We start from the raw sequence: 15,632 nt of genomic DNA, 5'->3' as shown, positions 1-15,632 counted from the left end.
GAGGCGTCTGGCAGGGGGGTGAGGGGCGTTTTTTGAAAACAGCCCGAATCACAATAAGTACCGACCCGAAATCCAGATCTCTCAGAACGCTCGGAAGGTCAGCGTCGTCAGCGAGCGGACGATGCCGGGGATATTGGCGATGTGGTCGTTGATGAACTTGCCGATATCCTGCTCTTCGGCAATGTAGACCTTCATCAGCAGATCGTAGTCGCCGCTAGTGGAATACAGTTCCGAAACCAGCTCCGTCTGGTAGATCGCATCGGCGACCTCATAGGTCTTGCCAGGGGCGCATTGGAGCTGAACGAAAATGGGCTTCATGAGAATGTCCTGCTTCTGTCTGCCGCCGCCATAGCGGCCGGCTTTTCTCTATCATGGTCGAAAGCGCCGCCGCCATGCAAGTTTTTCTCCAGAGCCGATGATTTTTTGGCATCATGCCATGTCCATCGGATGTCGCTCTTGCCGCTTCCGCAATTTCGAGCATGGCGCTAGATTGGCGCCATTAGCTCTCTCGATTGGACCGATTTCATGCTGAATGACCCACGCTCCCATGGTCTTTGGGAAAAGACCGCCCCGCCACCGCCGGCAACGAAGCTGCTTTCGGGTGAAGTGTCCGCCGATGTCGTGGTGGTTGGCGGTGGCTATACCGGTCTTTCGACGGCGCTGCATCTGGCCGAAGCCGGCACGAATGTCGTGCTGCTGGAAGCCAATGAAATCGGCTTCGGCGGCGCCGGCCGCAATGTTGGCCTCATTAATGCCGGCATGTGGGTGATGCCGGATGATCTGCCGGGTGAACTCGGTGCCGTCCATGGCGAACGGCTTCTCGATCTGCTCGGCAATGGCCCAAAACTGGTCATGGAGCTGATCGACAAGCATGGCATCGCCTGCGAACTCGAGCGCAACGGTACGCTGCATTGCGCCGTCGGTCCCGAAGGGTTGAAGGAAATCGAGGAGCGCGCCCGGCAATGGGAAAAGCGCGGTGCGCCGGTCACGGTGCTCGATGCGCGCGAGACGGAGCGTCGGGTCGGCAGCTCGGCCTATGCCGGAGCGCTGCTCGACATGCGCGCCGGTACGCTGCAGCCGCTTGCCTATGCGCGCGGCCTTGCCCATGTCGTAGTGAAAGCGGGCGTTACAATCCACACCGGCAGCCGCGTGACATCGACGGAAAGAAGCGGTGCGAAATGGGTGGTTTCGACCGAGCGCGGCAAGGTGAGCGCCGACTGGATCGTGGTGGCGACGGACGCCTATAGCACTGGCCCCTGGGAAAAGGTTCGGAACGAGCAGGTGCACCTGCCCTATTTCAATTTCGCCACCGTGCCGCTTGGCGACAACTTGCGCAAGTCCGTGCTGCCGGGGCGCGAGGGGGCCTGGGATACGAAGGAAGTGCTCTCGTCCTTCCGCATGGATCAGGCCGGCCGGCTCGTCTTCGGCAGCGTCGGGGCGCTGCGCAACACCGGTCTCGCCATTCACAAGAACTGGGCTCGGCGCTCGATCAGAAAGCTCTTTCCGCAGTTGGGCGATATTCCCTTCGAATGCGAATGGTATGGCAAGATCGGCATGACCGACAATGCGCTGCCGCGTTTCCATAAGCTGGATCAGAACGTTGTCGGCTTCTCCGGCTACAATGGCCGCGGCATCGCGCCCGGCACCGTGTTCGGCAAGGTGCTTGCCGGCCATATTCTTGGGCAGATTTCCGAGGCCGATCTGCCGCTGCCGGTGACCGATATCGTCGAGCCGAGCTTCAGGGCGGCAAAGGAAATGTGGTACGAGGCCGGTGCTCAGGCCGCGCATTTCGTCGGGGCCAGAGTCTAGAGCGTGATGCCGAAAAGTGTAGGCGGTTTTCGGACGACATCACACTCTGATTCTAGAGCGGATTCAGATTTTAGGTCGACTCGACCTGAAATCATCCGGCTCTAGGGCAATTCCGGGAACGAGGATTACGGGAAGAGGAAACAAGATGAGCGCGACATCGGATCTTGCTGCCGAAACCAAGGCCATTCTGACTGAAATCGGTGTGTCGGCCGATCGCTATACCGGCGGAACGCTTGCCGTCACTTCTCCTGTGACCGGCGCCGAAATCGGCCGGCTCAAGGAGCATTCGACGGATGAGGCGAAGGCTGCGATCGCGTTGGCGCACGAGGCGTTTCTGTCCTGGCGCAACGTGCCGGCGCCGAAGCGCGGCGAGCTGATCCGCCTGCTTGGTGAGGAGCTGCGCGCCGGCAAGATGGCCCTTGGCCGTCTCGTTTCCATTGAAGTGGGCAAGATCACCTCCGAGGGCCTCGGCGAAGTGCAGGAGATGATCGATATCTGCGATTTCGCTGTGGGACTCTCGCGCCAGCTTTATGGCCTCACCATCGCCACGGAGCGCTCCGAGCACCGGATGATGGAAAGCTGGCATCCGCTGGGGGCGATCGGCATCATCTCGGCCTTCAACTTCCCCGTTGCCGTCTGGTCGTGGAATGCAGCACTTGCCATCGTCTGCGGCAATTCCACCATCTGGAAACCGTCGGAGAAGACGCCGCTGACGGCGCTTGCCGTGCAGGCGCTGTTCGAAAAGGCCTTGAAGCGCTACGTTGCCGAAGGCGGCCAAGCGCCGGCCAATCTTTCGACGCTGCTGATCGGCGGCCGCGATCTTGGCGAGTTGCTGGTCGATCATCGCCAAGTGCCGTTGGTTTCGGCAACCGGATCGACGGCCATGGGCCGAGCGGTCGGCCCGCGTCTTGCCGGCCGCTTCGCCCGCGCCATCCTCGAGCTCGGCGGCAACAATGCCGCCATCGTCTGCCCGACGGCCGATCTAGATCTCACCCTGCGTGGCGTTGCCTTTTCCGCCATGGGCACGGCCGGCCAGCGCTGCACGACGCTACGTCGGCTTTTCGTTCATGACAGCGTCTATGACCAGCTCATTCCGCGCCTGCAGAAGGCCTATGGTTCGGTGACGATCGGCAATCCGCTCGAAGCCGGTACTCTGGTTGGCCCGCTGATCGACAAACAGGCCTTCGACCGCATGCAGGCAGCGCTTGCGGCTGCGAAGGCGGCCGGCGGCACGGTGACGGGCGGCGAACGCATCGAAAGCGGCTCTGCCGACGCCTTCTATGTCCGTCCTGCTCTCGTCGAAATGCCGGAGCAGACCGGCCCAGTCGAGCAGGAAACCTTCGCGCCGATCCTTTATGTGATGAGGTACAGTGATTTCGATAAGGCGCTGGCGCTGCATAATGCCGTGTCGCAAGGCCTGTCGTCGTCGATCTTCACCAATGACATGCGCGAAGCTGAGACCTTCGTGTCCGCGCGCGGTTCGGATTGCGGCATCGCCAACGTCAATCTCGGTCCCTCCGGCGCCGAGATCGGTGGCGCATTCGGCGGCGAGAAGGAAACCGGGGGCGGCCGCGAATCCGGTTCGGATGCCTGGAAAGCCTATATGCGCCGGGCGACCAACACGATCAATTACGGCCGTACCCTGCCGCTTGCCCAGGGCGTCAAGTTCGACGTGGCGTAGTGCGAGAGCCTTGCTGCATTGCGATAGGGCAGATGAGGGCGTAGAAGGTCTTTATCTGCCTCATGTTGTTCAGGATCTTGTCTCATGCACCTGTCGCTCGCCGAAGCCGAAACGCTGGTCGTGGAGGCGCTGCAGCGAAGCAAGGTGAGTGATGCGAATGCCCGCTCGGTGGCGGTCGCACTCGTCGAGGCGGAAGCGGCAGGGCAGGGTGGTCACGGCTTGCGCCGCGTGCCCGCCTATGCCGGACAGGCCAAGGTCGGCAAGGTCGATGGTTTTGCCTCGCCGCAGCTGAGCCGGCCCTTTCCTGCCGTGCTGCGCATCGATGCCGGCAACGGCTATGCCTATCCGGCGCTCGACCTTGCAGTTGCCGAGCTTTCGGCTGTCGCCCGCGAGCAGGGTATCGCGCTTGCCGCCATCAGCCGTTCCCATCATGCTGGCGTCATGGGTCTGACGGTGGAGCGTTTTGCCGATCAGGGGCTGGTGGCGCTGATGGTGGCCAATGCGCCGGCTTCCATGGCGCCTTGGGGCGGAAAGACGCCTGTTTTCGGCACCAACCCCATCGCTTTCGCTGCGCCGCTTCCCGATGAGGAGCCGATGGTGATCGATCTGGCTCTTTCGAAAGTGGCACGCGGCAAGGTGATGGCGGCGCGGCAGCAAGGCGCTTCGATCCCCGCCGACTGGGCTTTCGACCGCGAGGGAAGGCCGACGACAAACGCCGAGGAGGCTCTGGCCGGCACGATGGTTCCCGCCGGCGATTCAAAGGGTGCGGCGCTGGCTCTCATGGTCGAAATCCTGGCCGCGGGCCTGACTGGCGCCAATTATGCCTTCGAGTCTTCCTCGCTCTTCGACGACAAGGGCGCGCCGCCGGCACTTGGCCACACAATCATTGCGATCAACCCGGCAGCGATGAGTGCCGCCGATACGGCGCGGCGCTTGGCACTGCTGGCAAGCGAGATCACGCGGGATCCCAATGTCCGCCTGCCGGGCCGGCGCGGACAGACGTCACGGCGCCTCGCGCTGACGGAGGGGATTATCGTCGAGGATGAAGTGATTGCGGCGATCGAGAGGCTTTGAGGTGTCAAAGGCGCAGGTCAGATGAGTGTGTATTTGCCGCGCTTTCAAACACGGCCGCTCACGATTTACAGATCACGCGACGGCCGGCTTTTCATCAAGCCATCCGCCGGTGAAGCCGGCGCGTTCCAGGCCGCGGCGGAGAATCGGCGATTTTCGCATCAGGTCCCAGATCATGCCCGTGCGGGCGTTTTCGATCATCATGACCAGCAGGCCCTGGTCGATGGCGACCGAACGGTCGTCCACCCAGCCTTCCGGGCCGGATCCCATGACGCTCGGATTGAAGCCGCCGGGAAAACGGCCGTCGAGCAGAAGGTTTGGGTAGGATGACAGCAGCGCCCTTGTGCCGTCGAGAGCGGCCTGACGATCGAATGCCAGGCAGGACAAGGGTCCCCAAGGGGCGATGGTGCCGTCATCTGGGCCGAGCGGAGCGCCGCGCGCAGCATAGCCGAAGACCTTTGGAGCATAGCGGAGGCTATGTTTGGTGCCGGTGGGGTTCGGACCATCGCAGGCCGAAAGACCCCAGACATCCTTCGTATAGCCGGTAAAATGGCCGGGATTACGTTCCGTGTAATCGCGCTGCACTGATATCGCCGTCTGCGTGTTGCGGAAGTAATCAGTGTCCTTGTCGGCCACATGCTTGTCGCGGATGCCGCGGAAATCGATCCAGGCATGCGAGAAGAGGTGGATGAAGAGCGGCCCCGCATAGAGGAAGGGCGTGTCCTTGAACATCATCCAGGTATAGGTCGAGGCGAAGGCATCATAGCTCGAGGGCGGGATCGCATGCGTGGGCGAGGCGAGCGCCAGCACATAGAGGAAAATCGCCTCGTCATAGCCCTGGTAGCGCCAGCGCAGGAAGCCGCTTGCGGGCTTCCAGCCCATGCTGATGGTCTGGCCCTTGTTCAGCGCCCAGTGCCAGTCGCACCGTTCGTAAAGGAATTTCGCCTGCTTGCGGATATCGCGTTCGGCCTGGTTGGCACCATTGAAATAGGCGGCAGCCGTCAGGACGCCGAGTAGCAACAGACCGGTATCGATGGTCGAAAGCTCGCTGTTCCAGGCGCGGTTGCCGGTCTCCATATAGAGGAAGTGATAGTAGAAGCCGCGATGGCCGGTCGCGCCACGCTCGGTGCCCTGATCGCTATTGGCGAAGAAATCCAGAGCGGCCAGCACCCGTTTGGCCGCATCGGCGCGGCTGATCCAGCCGCGCTCGACAGCGACCGGATAGCTCGATAGCGCAAAGCCGACCGCGGCGATGCTGCAATGGCTCGTCTTGATGGAGGTATCCGCCACCAGTCCGTTTTCCGGATTGGTGTAGAGCATGAAATAGTCGAACGCCGAACGTTGCAGTTGATCGATCAGCGCATCGTCGATGTCGTGTACCTGTTGCAGCATCTTCTATCCGTCTCCTCGGCGCTCCCGTTCCCTGCTGAGCACAGGAGCCTGGATAGTTGCAAATCAAACATGGTTAATATTGCCATGCATTTATGGAGGATTGTTTAAGATCAGGGCCTTATGATGCCGGTTGTCCACACTCCCGCGATTCCGAAGTTCGGTTTCGGCGACTTTCCGTCGTCGAGGCAAACGAATCACCCCGTTGGTGCCGCCGGGGCGGCCGCCGGCGATTCGCATCGGCCGAACGGGCTAATCGGTTGCAGTTTCCAGTCTTTGCTTCAGCCGCGCAAGGGACCTGCCGAAAATCGTCTCATCGCCAAGTGCCCTAGCAAGTGTCAATGCGCCCTGAATGCCGACGACGGCTTCTTCTGCAAGCGCTTTTGCCTCTGCGCCCGGCAGCCCCGCCTTGCGCAGAGCGCCGGCGAGCGCTTCGATCCAGCGCTGGAAATAACCTCGGATGGTGGTGGAAAAACGGTCGCGTGTTTCATCCAATGCAAAAGCGCCGATCAGGCAGACGCGGCGGCCGGAACGGAAATAGCTGTCCGTCGTCTCCCACATGCGGCCAATGGCAGCGCGCGGCTCACCCCCTTCGAGCGGTTCGAACATTTCCTTGACGAACCAGGCGTCGATATGGGCCATGATCTCGGCCGCCATCTGCTCCTTACCGCCGGGGAAGAAGTGATAGAGGCTGCCTTTCGACAGTTTCGTGCGGGCGGTGATCTCACTCATCGACGCCCCTTCGTAGCCGAGTTCGCGAAAGACTTCGGCGACGAGGGCGATGGCGTCGGGTTTTTCGAAGACAATACGCACCATCTCAAAGGCCGAGGTCGGAAAGACCCGGATGATCGTCCGGCCGCCGACCGAGTGGCCAGTGGAACTTCCGGTCTTCTTGCCTGATCGGCATGTCGTTGATGGAAGCAAAACGGCGCTGCATCAAGCCGTCGGCATCGAATTCCCAATTCTCGTTACCGTAGGAGCGGAACCAGTGGCCGCTGTCGTCATGCCATTCATAGGCAAAGCGCACGGCGATGTGATTACCCTCGAAGGCCCAGAGTTCCTTGATCAACCGATAGTCGAGTTCTTTTGCCCATTTGCGCGTCAGGAACTCGACGATCTCCTTGCGGCCGCGCGGAAATTCGGCGCGGTTCCGCCATTGGCTGTCTTCCGTATAGACTTTGGAGACGCGCTCCGGATCACGGCTGTTCCAGCCGTCTTCGGCCATGCGGACCTTGGCGATGGCGGTTTCGCGGGTGAAAGGCGGGACCAGTAGGGTTGACATGATTGGCTCCTTCTAAACCGATATGTTTTTAGTAGACTGTTTGGTTTAGAGGGTCAAGCGGCAAGACTTTGCTCGGCTCGATGGTTCAGCGCGCGAATTTTCGGGCACCGGCGACACAGCCGACAACGGCGATCGTCACAACGAGCATCGACCAGCTGACGCTTTCCTTGAGCAGCGCCGCTGCAAGCGCGAAGCCGAAGAAGGGCTGGAGGAATTGCAGCTGGCCGACGGCTGCGATGCCGCCCTGCGCGAGCCCCCGATACCAGAAGATGAAGCCGATCAGCATGCTGAAGAGCGAGACATAGGTAAGGCCGAGCCAGGCCGGGCGGCCAATGCCGTCGATGCTGTGCGGCATGGTCATGAGGCAGAGCGCAATGGTGACGGGCAGCGACAGGACGAGAGCCCAGCAGATGACCTGCCAGCCGCCGAGCCGGCGCGAGAGCACCGCACCCTCGGCATAGCCAAGTCCGCAGACGAGAACGGCTGCAAGCATCAGGAGATCTCCGACCGGCGAGGCCGATACGCCCTGTGCCAGGGCATAGCCGCTGACCAGTGCGCTGCCGACAGCGGAGAAGATCCAGAAGGCCGGGCGTGGCCGCTCGCCGCCGCGCAGCACGCCGAAGATTGCCGTTGCCAGCGGCAGCAGGCCGATGAAGACGATCGAATGCGCCGAGGTGACGTGCTTCAGCGCCAGCGCCGTCAAGAGCGGAAATCCGACCACGCAGCCGAGAGCAACGATGGCAAGCGCGGTGATATCGCCGCGGCTAGGGCGCTTTTCGCGAAAGGCGAGCAATAGGCCAAGACCCAGCAGGCCGGCAATTACGGCTCGGGCAACGGTCAGGAACAGCGGATCGAAATCCATCACGGCCACCCGCGTCGCCGGTAGCGAGCCGCTAAAGATGACCACTCCCGTCAAACCGCAGATCCATCCTGTCGTCGTCTTGTCCATTGCACATGCTCCTTCTTGATATTCGCGGGTATCGGCGCATTTGCCTGCTCAAGCCAGAGACGGTACAGTACAATTTATGCGAACTGTTATGGTTGAAGGTGCAGTACGGATGGATAATATCTCGACAGCCGGCATTGGCGGAAATACGCGGATCGAAGGGGTGATGGCGGCGATTTCCGATCGGATCGCCAGCCGCAGCCTGGTGCCGGGTGCGCGGCTCCCCTCCGTGCGCGGTTTTGCCAAGACGATGCAGGTTTCGGTTTCCACCGTGGTCGAGGCCTATGAGCGGCTCGCTGCCGAGGGTATGATCCGTTCGCGCCCCGGCTCGGGTTTTTACGTCTGCGGATCATTGCCGCCGTTGTCGCTCACCGAGACTGGAGCGAGATCGGACCGCAATGTCGATCCGCTGTGGATCTCGCGGCAATCCCTAGAGGTCAGCGACGATGTCTTGAAGCCCGGCTGCGGCTGGCTCCCCCCGTCCTGGCTGCCGCAGACGGCCTTGCGCCGCGCGATGCGGACATTGGCGCGCGGCGATATCGGGACGCTCGCCAATTATGGGACGCCGCTCGGCCTGCCGCCTCTGCGGCAGCTGCTTGCCAGGCGTCTTGGCGAACATGGCATCAATGCGCCTCCGGACCAGATTATGTTGACGGAGTCCGGCACGCAGGCGATTGACCTCCTTTGCCGCTTTCTGCTCGAGCCCGGCGATACCGTACTGGTGGACGATCCCTGCTATTTCAATTTCCATGCGCTGCTGCGGGCGCACCGCGCCAATGTCGTCTCGGTGCCATTCACGCCCACGGGGCCGGATATCGAGCTGTTCGGTCAGGCCCTCGAACGGCATAAGCCGCGGCTCTACATCACCAATTCGGCCATTCATAACCCGACCGGCGCCGCGATTTCGCCCGTGACGGCGCATCGGCTGCTGAAGCTTGCGGATGCTTTCGGGCTGATCATCATCGAGGACGATATCTTCGCCGATTTCGAGACTGTTCCAGCCCCGCGTCTCGCCGCCTATGACGGGCTCGACCGGGTGATTCATATCGGCAGTTTTTCGAAGACGCTCTCGGCCTCCGTGCGCTGCGGCTTCATTGCCACCAAGCCCGACTGGATCGACGGTCTCGTCGATCTCAAGGTCGCAAGCAGTTTCAGCTGCGGGCAATTGTCGGCGGAGCTCGTTTATCTGGCATTGAAGGACGGCGGCTATCGCAAGCATGTCGAAGCGCTGCGCGTGCGGCTTGCAAAGACCATGGCCGAGGTGGCGGCACGTCTCGAGGCTATCGGCATCGTGCCCTGGCTCAAGCCGCAGGCAGGCATGTTTCTCTGGTGCCGGCTGCCCGAAGGGCTGGATGCGGCCGATGTCGCCCGTGCCTGCCTTGCCGAGGGCATTATTCTAGCGCCTGGCAATGCCTTCAGCGTTTCCGACACAGCAGGCCGTTTCATGCGCTTCAATGTGGCGCAGGCGACCGATGCACGGATCTTCGCTGTGCTGGAGGCGGCCATGGGCAAGCTGGGGATGCGTGATCGGGCGGTCGATGCCATTGGTTCGACCGCAGTCTAGGCGACTGGCGAAGGATATGAGCATCGCACTATGCCAAGGCCGCGGATGCTCATATCGCGAGCGCTGTGCGTCTATTTGGCAAACAAGTTGTTGATGTCGGCAAAGGCCTTCATCTCGATGGCGTTGCCGCTGGGGTCCTTGAAGAACATGGTCGCCTGTTCCCCTGGCTCGCCGCGGAAGCGGATATATGGCTTGATGACGAAATCGATGTTGGCCTTCGTCAGCTTCTCGGCCGCTGCCTCCCATTCCTCCATCGACAGAACCACGCCGAAATGGCGGACGGGGACGCCGTGGCCATCGACGGCATTGGCGGCCACTTCCCCGGTTTCGTCCGGCGCCAGATGGGCGACGATCTGATGGCCGTAGAAATTGAAATCGATCCAGTCGGGTGAGCTTCGACCCTCGGGGCAGCCGAGAAGGCCGCCATAGAAAGTACGCGCCGCGGCAAGATCGTTGACGGGGAATGCGAGATGAAACGGATGGAGGGGTGCTGCGCTCATGATCGTCTCCTGACGTGCGAACTCGATGCAGTCATGGATAAGGTACATTTTTTTCTATGAAAAACTGGATATCATGATGCTGAGACATAGGAAAAATTATGAATCATGATTCCTGAACTTAAAACCTTGGTCGCAGTCGCCCGCTTTGGGACATTTGCCGCCGCGGGAGAGCGGATCGGGCTTACCCAGGCTGCGGTCAGCGGCCAGATGAAACGGCTGGAGGAAAGGCTCGGGACAGCGCTGTTCGAGCGGACGGGCCGTTCCGCAGTGTTGAACGCCGCCGGCTTGAGAACGCTCGAGCGCGCCAAGACCATCATCGCGATGTTCGACCATATCGCCGATCCCGCCGATGACGCATCGGGCGGCCAGCTCCGCATCGGCGCCATCGCCTCGGTTCAGTCGGCGATACTGGCGCGTGCGCTCGCGCCGTTTCGGCAGCGGTTTGGGAACACCCGCGTTCGTATCGTTCCCGGCGTCTCTCTTCATCTGCTCGATTTGATCGATGCAGGCGAGCTCGATCTCGCGGTACTCATCGAGCCTCCTTTCGGCCTGCCGAAGAACCTCGTATGGCAGCCGCTGCTGCGTGAGCCTTATGCGCTGGCCGTTCCCGAATGGCTGGAGGGCGACGATTGGCGGATATTGCTGCGCGAACAGCCGTTCATCCGTTATGACCGTGGCTCCTTCGGAGGACGGCAGGTCGACCGGTTTCTGCGGGCACATTCGATCGAGCCCAACGAGGCAATCGAGATCGACGACGTAGCGGGGATGTCGGCCCTCGTCGCATGCGGGTTGGGCGTGGCGCTGCTGCCGATCGTCGATGGCAGCCCGCCTACCGCTGCGCCGGTGCGTATGGTGTCGCTCGCCGAGGAAACCTTCTATCGCGAGATCGGGATATTGCAGTCGCCCGATCGAAATCCTGCCAAAAAGCACCTTGCCGAATGCCTGATCGATGCACGGCTTTGACGCTGCCGGCCGGTTGGTCTCGTCCCTCCGGCTTGCCGGCGCGTTGACCGACGGGCCGGTGGGCTTTTCTCACAGCTCTTGCCAGGTGGAAATGATCCGTCATAGCTTTGCCACATGGCCGCTTCATTGCGGCTCACATCGGCTATAAATTCGGCTAAGTGAGGTTGGTCGTGCGGGTTCTGCTTGTTGAAGACGACAATATCCTCGGATCATCGCTCAAGAAGGCCTTGGAAAAGCATGCCTACGGCGTCGACTGGATGCGCGACGGCGAATCCGGTCTGGAGGCGGCGGAGAATTCGCATTTCGCGGCGATCGTCCTCGATATCAATCTGCCGCAACTGAGCGGCATGGAAGTTTTGCGGCGCATCCGGCAGCGGGGAAATTCCGTGCCCGTGCTTTTGCTGACGGCGATGGATTCCGTACGCCAGAAGGTCGAAGGTCTCGATGAAGGCGCCGATGATTATCTGGTGAAGCCCTTCGATCTCGATGAGCTGCTGGCGCGGCTGCGCGCGCTCATCCGTCGGCGGGACGGACGCACCGAGAGCGTCATTCGCTGCGGCGAGGTCGAGGTCGATCCGTCCGCCATGGTCGCCCGCAAGGGCAGTGTTCAGGTGCATACCACGGCGAAGGAATTCCATCTGCTGAAGCTGCTGATGGAGCGCAGCGGCCGCTACGTGACGAAGAATGACATCGAATATGCGCTTTACGATGCCGAAAATACTGTCGAGAGCAACACAATCGAAGTGACAATCTACAATCTGCGTAAGAAACTCGGCACCGATTTCATCAAGTCGATCCGCGGCGTCGGCTACATGATCGAGCGATGAACAATTCCACGCTGACCCGCAAACTGTTCCTGCGCATCGCGCCTGTCGTCGTGGTGACGATCGTCGTGATCGCCGCCTTCGCCTTCAACAGCGCGACGCGGGAAATCAACAATATCTACGATGCCCAGCTGATCGATGATGCCAATGTGATCTGGAGCCTGCTGCGCCGGCCGCTGGAGAAGAATCCGGACCATAGTGCCAAGCAGATCGACGATATCGACTTCAACATGGACAATCAGCTGGCCTTCAACGAAGACGCCGACGATTATGCCGATGCGCATATGTTCCGCGCCTGGGTCGACGGCAAGATCCGCTTCTACAGCAGCACGGCCTTCCTGTCCGATGTTCCGCAGCAGAAGGTGGGATTTACGACGCTGACCTATGGCGGCGACGAATGGCGCGTCTATTCGCTGCCGATCCCGAACACCACCATCGTTATCGAGCTTGGCGAGAAGATCGCGCTTCGCGAAACGCTCGTCTCCAACATCCTGCTAAATCTCTTCTTTCCGCTGCTGATGCTGGTGCCTGTCATCGGCTTTCTCATCTGGCTCGGCATCAATAGCGGCCTGCGCACGATTCACGGCCTGGTGCGGCAGATCCGCACGCGGTCGCCGGACGATCTCTCGGCCATTCCCGTGGAAGGCCTGCCGCGCGATCTGCTGCCGCTCGGCCGCTCGATCAACCAGCTATTGGAAAAACTCGGCCAGTCGCTGACACTGGAGCGCCGTTTTTCCGATCTTGCCGCGCATCAGCTGCGCACCCCGCAGGCAAGCGTGAAGCTTCTGCTGCGCATGCTAGAAAACAGCGATAGCGACCATGAACGGCAGGCGATCATTTCGGATCTCGTCGCCAGCAACAACCGCACCATCCACCTGATCGAGCAGTTGCTGCGGCTTGCCAGGGTCAGCCATCATCCCCTTAATCTGACCTCCGTGACGCTTTATCATTGGGTCGCGTCGCTGATCGCCGAATTCGGCAATATCATCACCGATCGCGACCTCGACGTGGTGTTGGAAGGCGACGAAAAGATCCAGATCAGGACAGATGAATCGCTGATGCGCATGATGGTGACGAATCTGCTTGATAATGCCATCAAGTATACGCCGGTCGGCGGTGAGATCAGAGTTTCGATTTCGTCGGAGGAAAGCTTCGGCCGCATCTCGATCAGCGACAGCGGACCTGGCATTCCACCCCATGAGAGGGAGGCGGTGTTCCAGCGCTTCTATCGCCTCAACACGCTTCATACGGAAGGGGCAGGACTCGGCCTTGCGATTGTCGCGGATACCGCCGACCGCCTTGCGGCCGCCGTGGAGCTTTCCACGCCGCGTTGGGGAAATGGCCTTCAGGTCGATCTAAGATTGCCCTTGAGCTAAAAGCCAACACAACCCCGGTTTTCATTTTCGCATCATTTTCCCCTCATGCACGGCTCATCTGAGGTTGTTAGACGCAACTCACGATAAGGCGAAAGGGTATTTCATGCGGGTGTTTTGCGATTTTGATGGAACCATATCCATCGAAGACGCGACGGATATGGTGCTGTCCCGTTTCGCCGGCCCCGAGTGGGAAGATATCGAGCGGCTATGGAAGCAGGGGCTGATCGGCTCCGGCGAATGCATGCGCCGGCAGATCGCTCTCATCCAGGCAAGCCGGGGCGAGCTTGACCGGTTTCTCGATACGCTGGCGATCGATCCGGGCTTCGAAGCCTTCCTGTCCTTCTGCCGCCGTGGCGATCTGCCCGTCACCATCGTCAGCGATGGTGTCGACTATTTCATCCGCCGCATTCTGGCACGCCACGGCATGGACGGCCTGCCGATCATTGCCAATGTGCTCACCTGCAGCGTCTCCCAGGGCCGCGAATCCTATTCGCTGTTTCCACCATTTACGGCAATCGGCTGCGTATCGGGTGCCGGTGTCTGCAAATGCCGCGTCGTCGATAGCCACGGCCTGCAGGTCTACATCGGCGACGGGCGCAGCGACTTCTGTGTTTCCGACAAGGTCGACCTCGTTTTCGCCAAGGCCAAGCTTGTCGATTACTGCGAGGAAAACGGCATCCCCTATGTCGGTTTCAACGATTTTTCCGACCTGCTTCCAAAGATGGAAGCCGTTCTCCCGAGCGTCGAGCGACGCTCCCGTACACTGCCGCAAGTCAAGACGGCGTGAACCAGACCAAGAGGCATTGAATGAAAACGAATCTAGCCGAAGCCTTCAACGGCGAGACCGAGTCCGTCCGCTCGGAAGAGGAACTGCGCGCCCTCGAAGAGCTCTATTGCTCCCATGGCGATACGGTTCACTATACGGACAAGCCCAAATTCTTCGAGGAATGCGAAGGCTCCTTCGTCTACGACCGGACCGGCACGCCGTTCCTCGATCTGCAGATGTGGTACTCCGCTGTCAATTTCGGCTATCGCAACGAGCGCCTGAACGAGGCGGCTCATCGCCAGCTCGACCGTCTCCCGCAGGTCGCCTCGCAGTATCTACACCGTGAAAAGGTGGAGCTTGCCGCGATGATCGCCCAGGACGCCGAGCGCAAGTTCGGCCGCAAGGGCCGCGTTCACTTCAACGTCGGCGGTTCTCAGGCTGTCGAGGATTCCCTGAAGCTCGTGCGCAATTACACAGGTGGCAAGAGCCTGATGTTCGCCTTCGAGGGCGGCTATCACGGCCGCACGCTCGGCGCCTCGGCGATCACATCGAGCTATCGCTACCGCCGCCGCTATGGCCATTTCGGCGACCGCGCTCAGTTCGTCGAATTTCCCTACTATTTCCGCGGCCCGAAGGGGATGTCGAAGGAAGAATACGGGCACTATTGCGTCCAGAAGTTCGCCCGCCTGTTCGAAAGCGAATACAACGGCGTCTGGGATCCGAAGGCCGGCAAGTCCGAATATGCCGCTTTCTATATCGAGCCGATCCAGGGCACCGGTGGCTACGTCATTCCGCCGATGAACTTCTTTGTCGAACTGAAGAAGGTGCTAGACGATCACGGTATCCTTCTCATCGTCGATGAAATCCAGATGGGCGTCTACCGCACCGGCAAGCTCTGGTCGATCGAGCATTTCGGCGTTTCGCCGGATGCGCTGATCTTCGGCAAGGCGATCACCAATGGCCTCAATCCGCTTTCCGGCGTCTGGGCCCGCGAAGAGATGATCAATCCGGAGATCTTCCCGCCCGGCTCCACGCATTCGACCTTCGCCAGCAACCCGATGGGAACCGCCGTTGCGCTCGAAACGATGAAGATGCTGGAAGAGCAGGATTTTGGCGCTGCGATCATGGAAAAGGGCGCGCATTTCCTCGACGGGCTGAAGCAGCTGCAGAAGCGCCATGCCATTGTCGGCGAAGTCGATGGTCTCGGCCTGGCGCTGCGCATGGAAATCTGCAAGGACGACAGCTATACGCCCGACAAGGCGACGATGGACTGGATGTGCGACGAAGGCATGAAGGGCGATATGCAGGTCGGCTCCAAGACCTACGGCCTCGTACTCGACGTCGGCGGCTATCACAAGAACGTCATCACCTTCGCGCCCAACCTACTCATCACCCGCGAGGAGATCGATCTGGCGCTTGCGCTTCTCGACCAGCTCCTGACGCGCGCTGCCCGGAGATAAG

The 15,632-nt window shown here is 60.8% G+C and carries 15 protein-coding genes; 9 read left to right on the top strand and 6 right to left on the bottom strand.

Features of this window, described 5'->3' with window-relative positions; genetic code table 11:
- Positions 1 to 81 precede the first annotated feature (81 nt).
- Positions 82 to 318 (bottom strand): Lrp/AsnC ligand binding domain-containing protein, encoded by a 237-nt coding sequence (locus DQ393_RS09390; RefSeq protein ID WP_015341532.1) that lies wholly within the window; start codon positions 316 to 318, stop codon positions 82 to 84.
- Between the two features lie 207 nt (positions 319 to 525).
- On the opposite strand from DQ393_RS09390, the gene DQ393_RS09385 reads away from it, so the two are divergent.
- From DQ393_RS09385 to DQ393_RS09375, 3 genes are all read left to right on the top strand, one after another.
- Entirely contained in the window at positions 526 to 1,809 is a 1,284-nt protein-coding gene (locus DQ393_RS09385; protein WP_112341466.1) for an NAD(P)/FAD-dependent oxidoreductase, read from the top strand.
- Positions 1,810 to 1,954: 145 nt separating this feature from the next.
- Complete coding sequence (gene amaB, locus DQ393_RS09380; RefSeq protein WP_112341465.1) at positions 1,955 to 3,490, top strand: L-piperidine-6-carboxylate dehydrogenase; 1,536 nt, start codon at positions 1,955 to 1,957, stop codon at positions 3,488 to 3,490.
- A gap of 84 nt (positions 3,491 to 3,574) precedes the next feature.
- Positions 3,575 to 4,564, top strand: a complete 990-nt coding sequence (locus DQ393_RS09375; RefSeq protein ID WP_112341464.1) for an Ldh family oxidoreductase — start codon at positions 3,575 to 3,577, stop codon at positions 4,562 to 4,564.
- 72 nt (positions 4,565 to 4,636) lie between these two features.
- Here DQ393_RS09375 and DQ393_RS09370 read toward each other — a convergent pair whose 3' ends face one another.
- The 4 genes from DQ393_RS09370 to DQ393_RS09355 all read right to left on the bottom strand — a co-directional run bounded on the left by DQ393_RS09370 (position 4,637) and on the right by DQ393_RS09355 (position 8,181).
- Positions 4,637 to 5,953: a glucoamylase family protein gene (locus tag DQ393_RS09370; RefSeq protein WP_112341463.1), complete on the bottom strand. Its 1,317-nt coding sequence runs from the start codon at positions 5,951 to 5,953 to the stop codon at positions 4,637 to 4,639.
- A 249-nt stretch (positions 5,954 to 6,202) separates the two neighbouring features.
- Positions 6,203 to 6,766, bottom strand: a complete 564-nt coding sequence (locus DQ393_RS09365; RefSeq protein WP_112341462.1) for a TetR/AcrR family transcriptional regulator — start codon at positions 6,764 to 6,766, stop codon at positions 6,203 to 6,205.
- Position 6,767: 1 nt separating this feature from the next.
- The gene (locus DQ393_RS09360) at positions 6,768 to 7,232 is read right to left on the bottom strand and encodes a DUF1348 family protein (protein WP_112341461.1); all 465 of its coding nucleotides are present in this window, start codon (positions 7,230 to 7,232) and stop codon (positions 6,768 to 6,770) included.
- 85 nt (positions 7,233 to 7,317) lie between these two features.
- A complete protein-coding gene (locus tag DQ393_RS09355; protein WP_112341460.1) occupies positions 7,318 to 8,181 on the bottom strand; it encodes a DMT family transporter in 864 nt (287 codons plus the stop codon).
- Positions 8,182 to 8,290: 109 nt separating this feature from the next.
- Here DQ393_RS09355 and DQ393_RS09350 point away from each other — a divergent pair, with 109 nt between their 5' ends.
- Positions 8,291 to 9,742, top strand: a complete 1,452-nt coding sequence (locus tag DQ393_RS09350) for a PLP-dependent aminotransferase family protein (RefSeq protein WP_112341459.1) — start codon at positions 8,291 to 8,293, stop codon at positions 9,740 to 9,742.
- A gap of 71 nt (positions 9,743 to 9,813) precedes the next feature.
- On the opposite strand, the gene DQ393_RS09345 is transcribed toward DQ393_RS09350, so the two are convergent.
- Positions 9,814 to 10,242: a VOC family protein gene (locus tag DQ393_RS09345; RefSeq protein ID WP_112341726.1), complete on the bottom strand. Its 429-nt coding sequence runs from the start codon at positions 10,240 to 10,242 to the stop codon at positions 9,814 to 9,816.
- Between the two features lie 105 nt (positions 10,243 to 10,347).
- Between DQ393_RS09345 and DQ393_RS09340 the strand changes: the two genes are divergently transcribed.
- From DQ393_RS09340 to DQ393_RS09320, 5 genes are all read left to right on the top strand, one after another.
- Positions 10,348 to 11,205 carry a LysR family transcriptional regulator gene (locus tag DQ393_RS09340; RefSeq protein WP_112341458.1) on the top strand — a complete coding sequence of 286 codons (858 nt, stop codon included), beginning with the start codon at positions 10,348 to 10,350 and terminating at the stop codon, positions 11,203 to 11,205.
- Between the two features lie 170 nt (positions 11,206 to 11,375).
- Positions 11,376 to 12,032, top strand: a complete 657-nt coding sequence (locus DQ393_RS09335; protein ID WP_112341725.1) for a response regulator transcription factor — start codon at positions 11,376 to 11,378, stop codon at positions 12,030 to 12,032.
- Complete coding sequence (locus DQ393_RS09330; RefSeq protein ID WP_112341457.1) at positions 12,029 to 13,405, top strand: sensor histidine kinase; 1,377 nt, start codon at positions 12,029 to 12,031, stop codon at positions 13,403 to 13,405. Before DQ393_RS09335 ends, DQ393_RS09330 begins: the two co-directional genes overlap by 4 nt.
- 103 nt (positions 13,406 to 13,508) lie before the next feature.
- Positions 13,509 to 14,192 (top strand): MtnX-like HAD-IB family phosphatase, encoded by a 684-nt coding sequence (locus DQ393_RS09325; RefSeq protein WP_112341456.1) that lies wholly within the window; start codon positions 13,509 to 13,511, stop codon positions 14,190 to 14,192.
- A gap of 20 nt (positions 14,193 to 14,212) precedes the next feature.
- On the top strand, positions 14,213 to 15,631 hold the full coding sequence (locus tag DQ393_RS09320) for an aspartate aminotransferase family protein (RefSeq protein WP_112341455.1): 1,419 nt from the start codon (positions 14,213 to 14,215) through the stop codon (positions 15,629 to 15,631).
- Position 15,632 lies beyond the last annotated feature (1 nt).

The sequence above is a fragment of the Martinezella tropici genome, from assembly GCF_003287875.1.
Lineage (GTDB): Bacteria > Pseudomonadota > Alphaproteobacteria > Rhizobiales > Rhizobiaceae > Rhizobium > Rhizobium tropici_C.
Note: the sequence above shows the minus strand (reverse complement) of the source record. Positions and strands in the feature narration are given on the sequence as shown.

Coding starts and splice junctions, on each gene's coding strand:
- DQ393_RS09360 (WP_112341461.1), bottom strand. CDS start 7,232: ATGTCAACCCTACTGGTCCCGCCTTTCACCCGCGAAACCGCCATCGCC.
- DQ393_RS09390 (WP_015341532.1), bottom strand. CDS start 318: ATGAAGCCCATTTTCGTTCAGCTCCAATGCGCCCCTGGCAAGACCTAT.
- DQ393_RS09385 (WP_112341466.1), top strand. CDS start 526: ATGCTGAATGACCCACGCTCCCATGGTCTTTGGGAAAAGACCGCCCCG.
- DQ393_RS09345 (WP_112341726.1), bottom strand. CDS start 10,242: ATGAGCGCAGCACCCCTCCATCCGTTTCATCTCGCATTCCCCGTCAAC.
- DQ393_RS09375 (WP_112341464.1), top strand. CDS start 3,575: ATGCACCTGTCGCTCGCCGAAGCCGAAACGCTGGTCGTGGAGGCGCTG.
- DQ393_RS09365 (WP_112341462.1), bottom strand. CDS start 6,766: ATGGTGCGTATTGTCTTCGAAAAACCCGACGCCATCGCCCTCGTCGCC.
- amaB (WP_112341465.1), top strand. CDS start 1,955: ATGAGCGCGACATCGGATCTTGCTGCCGAAACCAAGGCCATTCTGACT.
- DQ393_RS09330 (WP_112341457.1), top strand. CDS start 12,029: ATGAACAATTCCACGCTGACCCGCAAACTGTTCCTGCGCATCGCGCCT.
- DQ393_RS09370 (WP_112341463.1), bottom strand. CDS start 5,953: ATGCTGCAACAGGTACACGACATCGACGATGCGCTGATCGATCAACTG.
- DQ393_RS09350 (WP_112341459.1), top strand. CDS start 8,291: ATGGATAATATCTCGACAGCCGGCATTGGCGGAAATACGCGGATCGAA.
- DQ393_RS09325 (WP_112341456.1), top strand. CDS start 13,509: ATGCGGGTGTTTTGCGATTTTGATGGAACCATATCCATCGAAGACGCG.
- DQ393_RS09355 (WP_112341460.1), bottom strand. CDS start 8,181: ATGGACAAGACGACGACAGGATGGATCTGCGGTTTGACGGGAGTGGTC.
- DQ393_RS09340 (WP_112341458.1), top strand. CDS start 10,348: ATGATTCCTGAACTTAAAACCTTGGTCGCAGTCGCCCGCTTTGGGACA.
- DQ393_RS09320 (WP_112341455.1), top strand. CDS start 14,213: ATGAAAACGAATCTAGCCGAAGCCTTCAACGGCGAGACCGAGTCCGTC.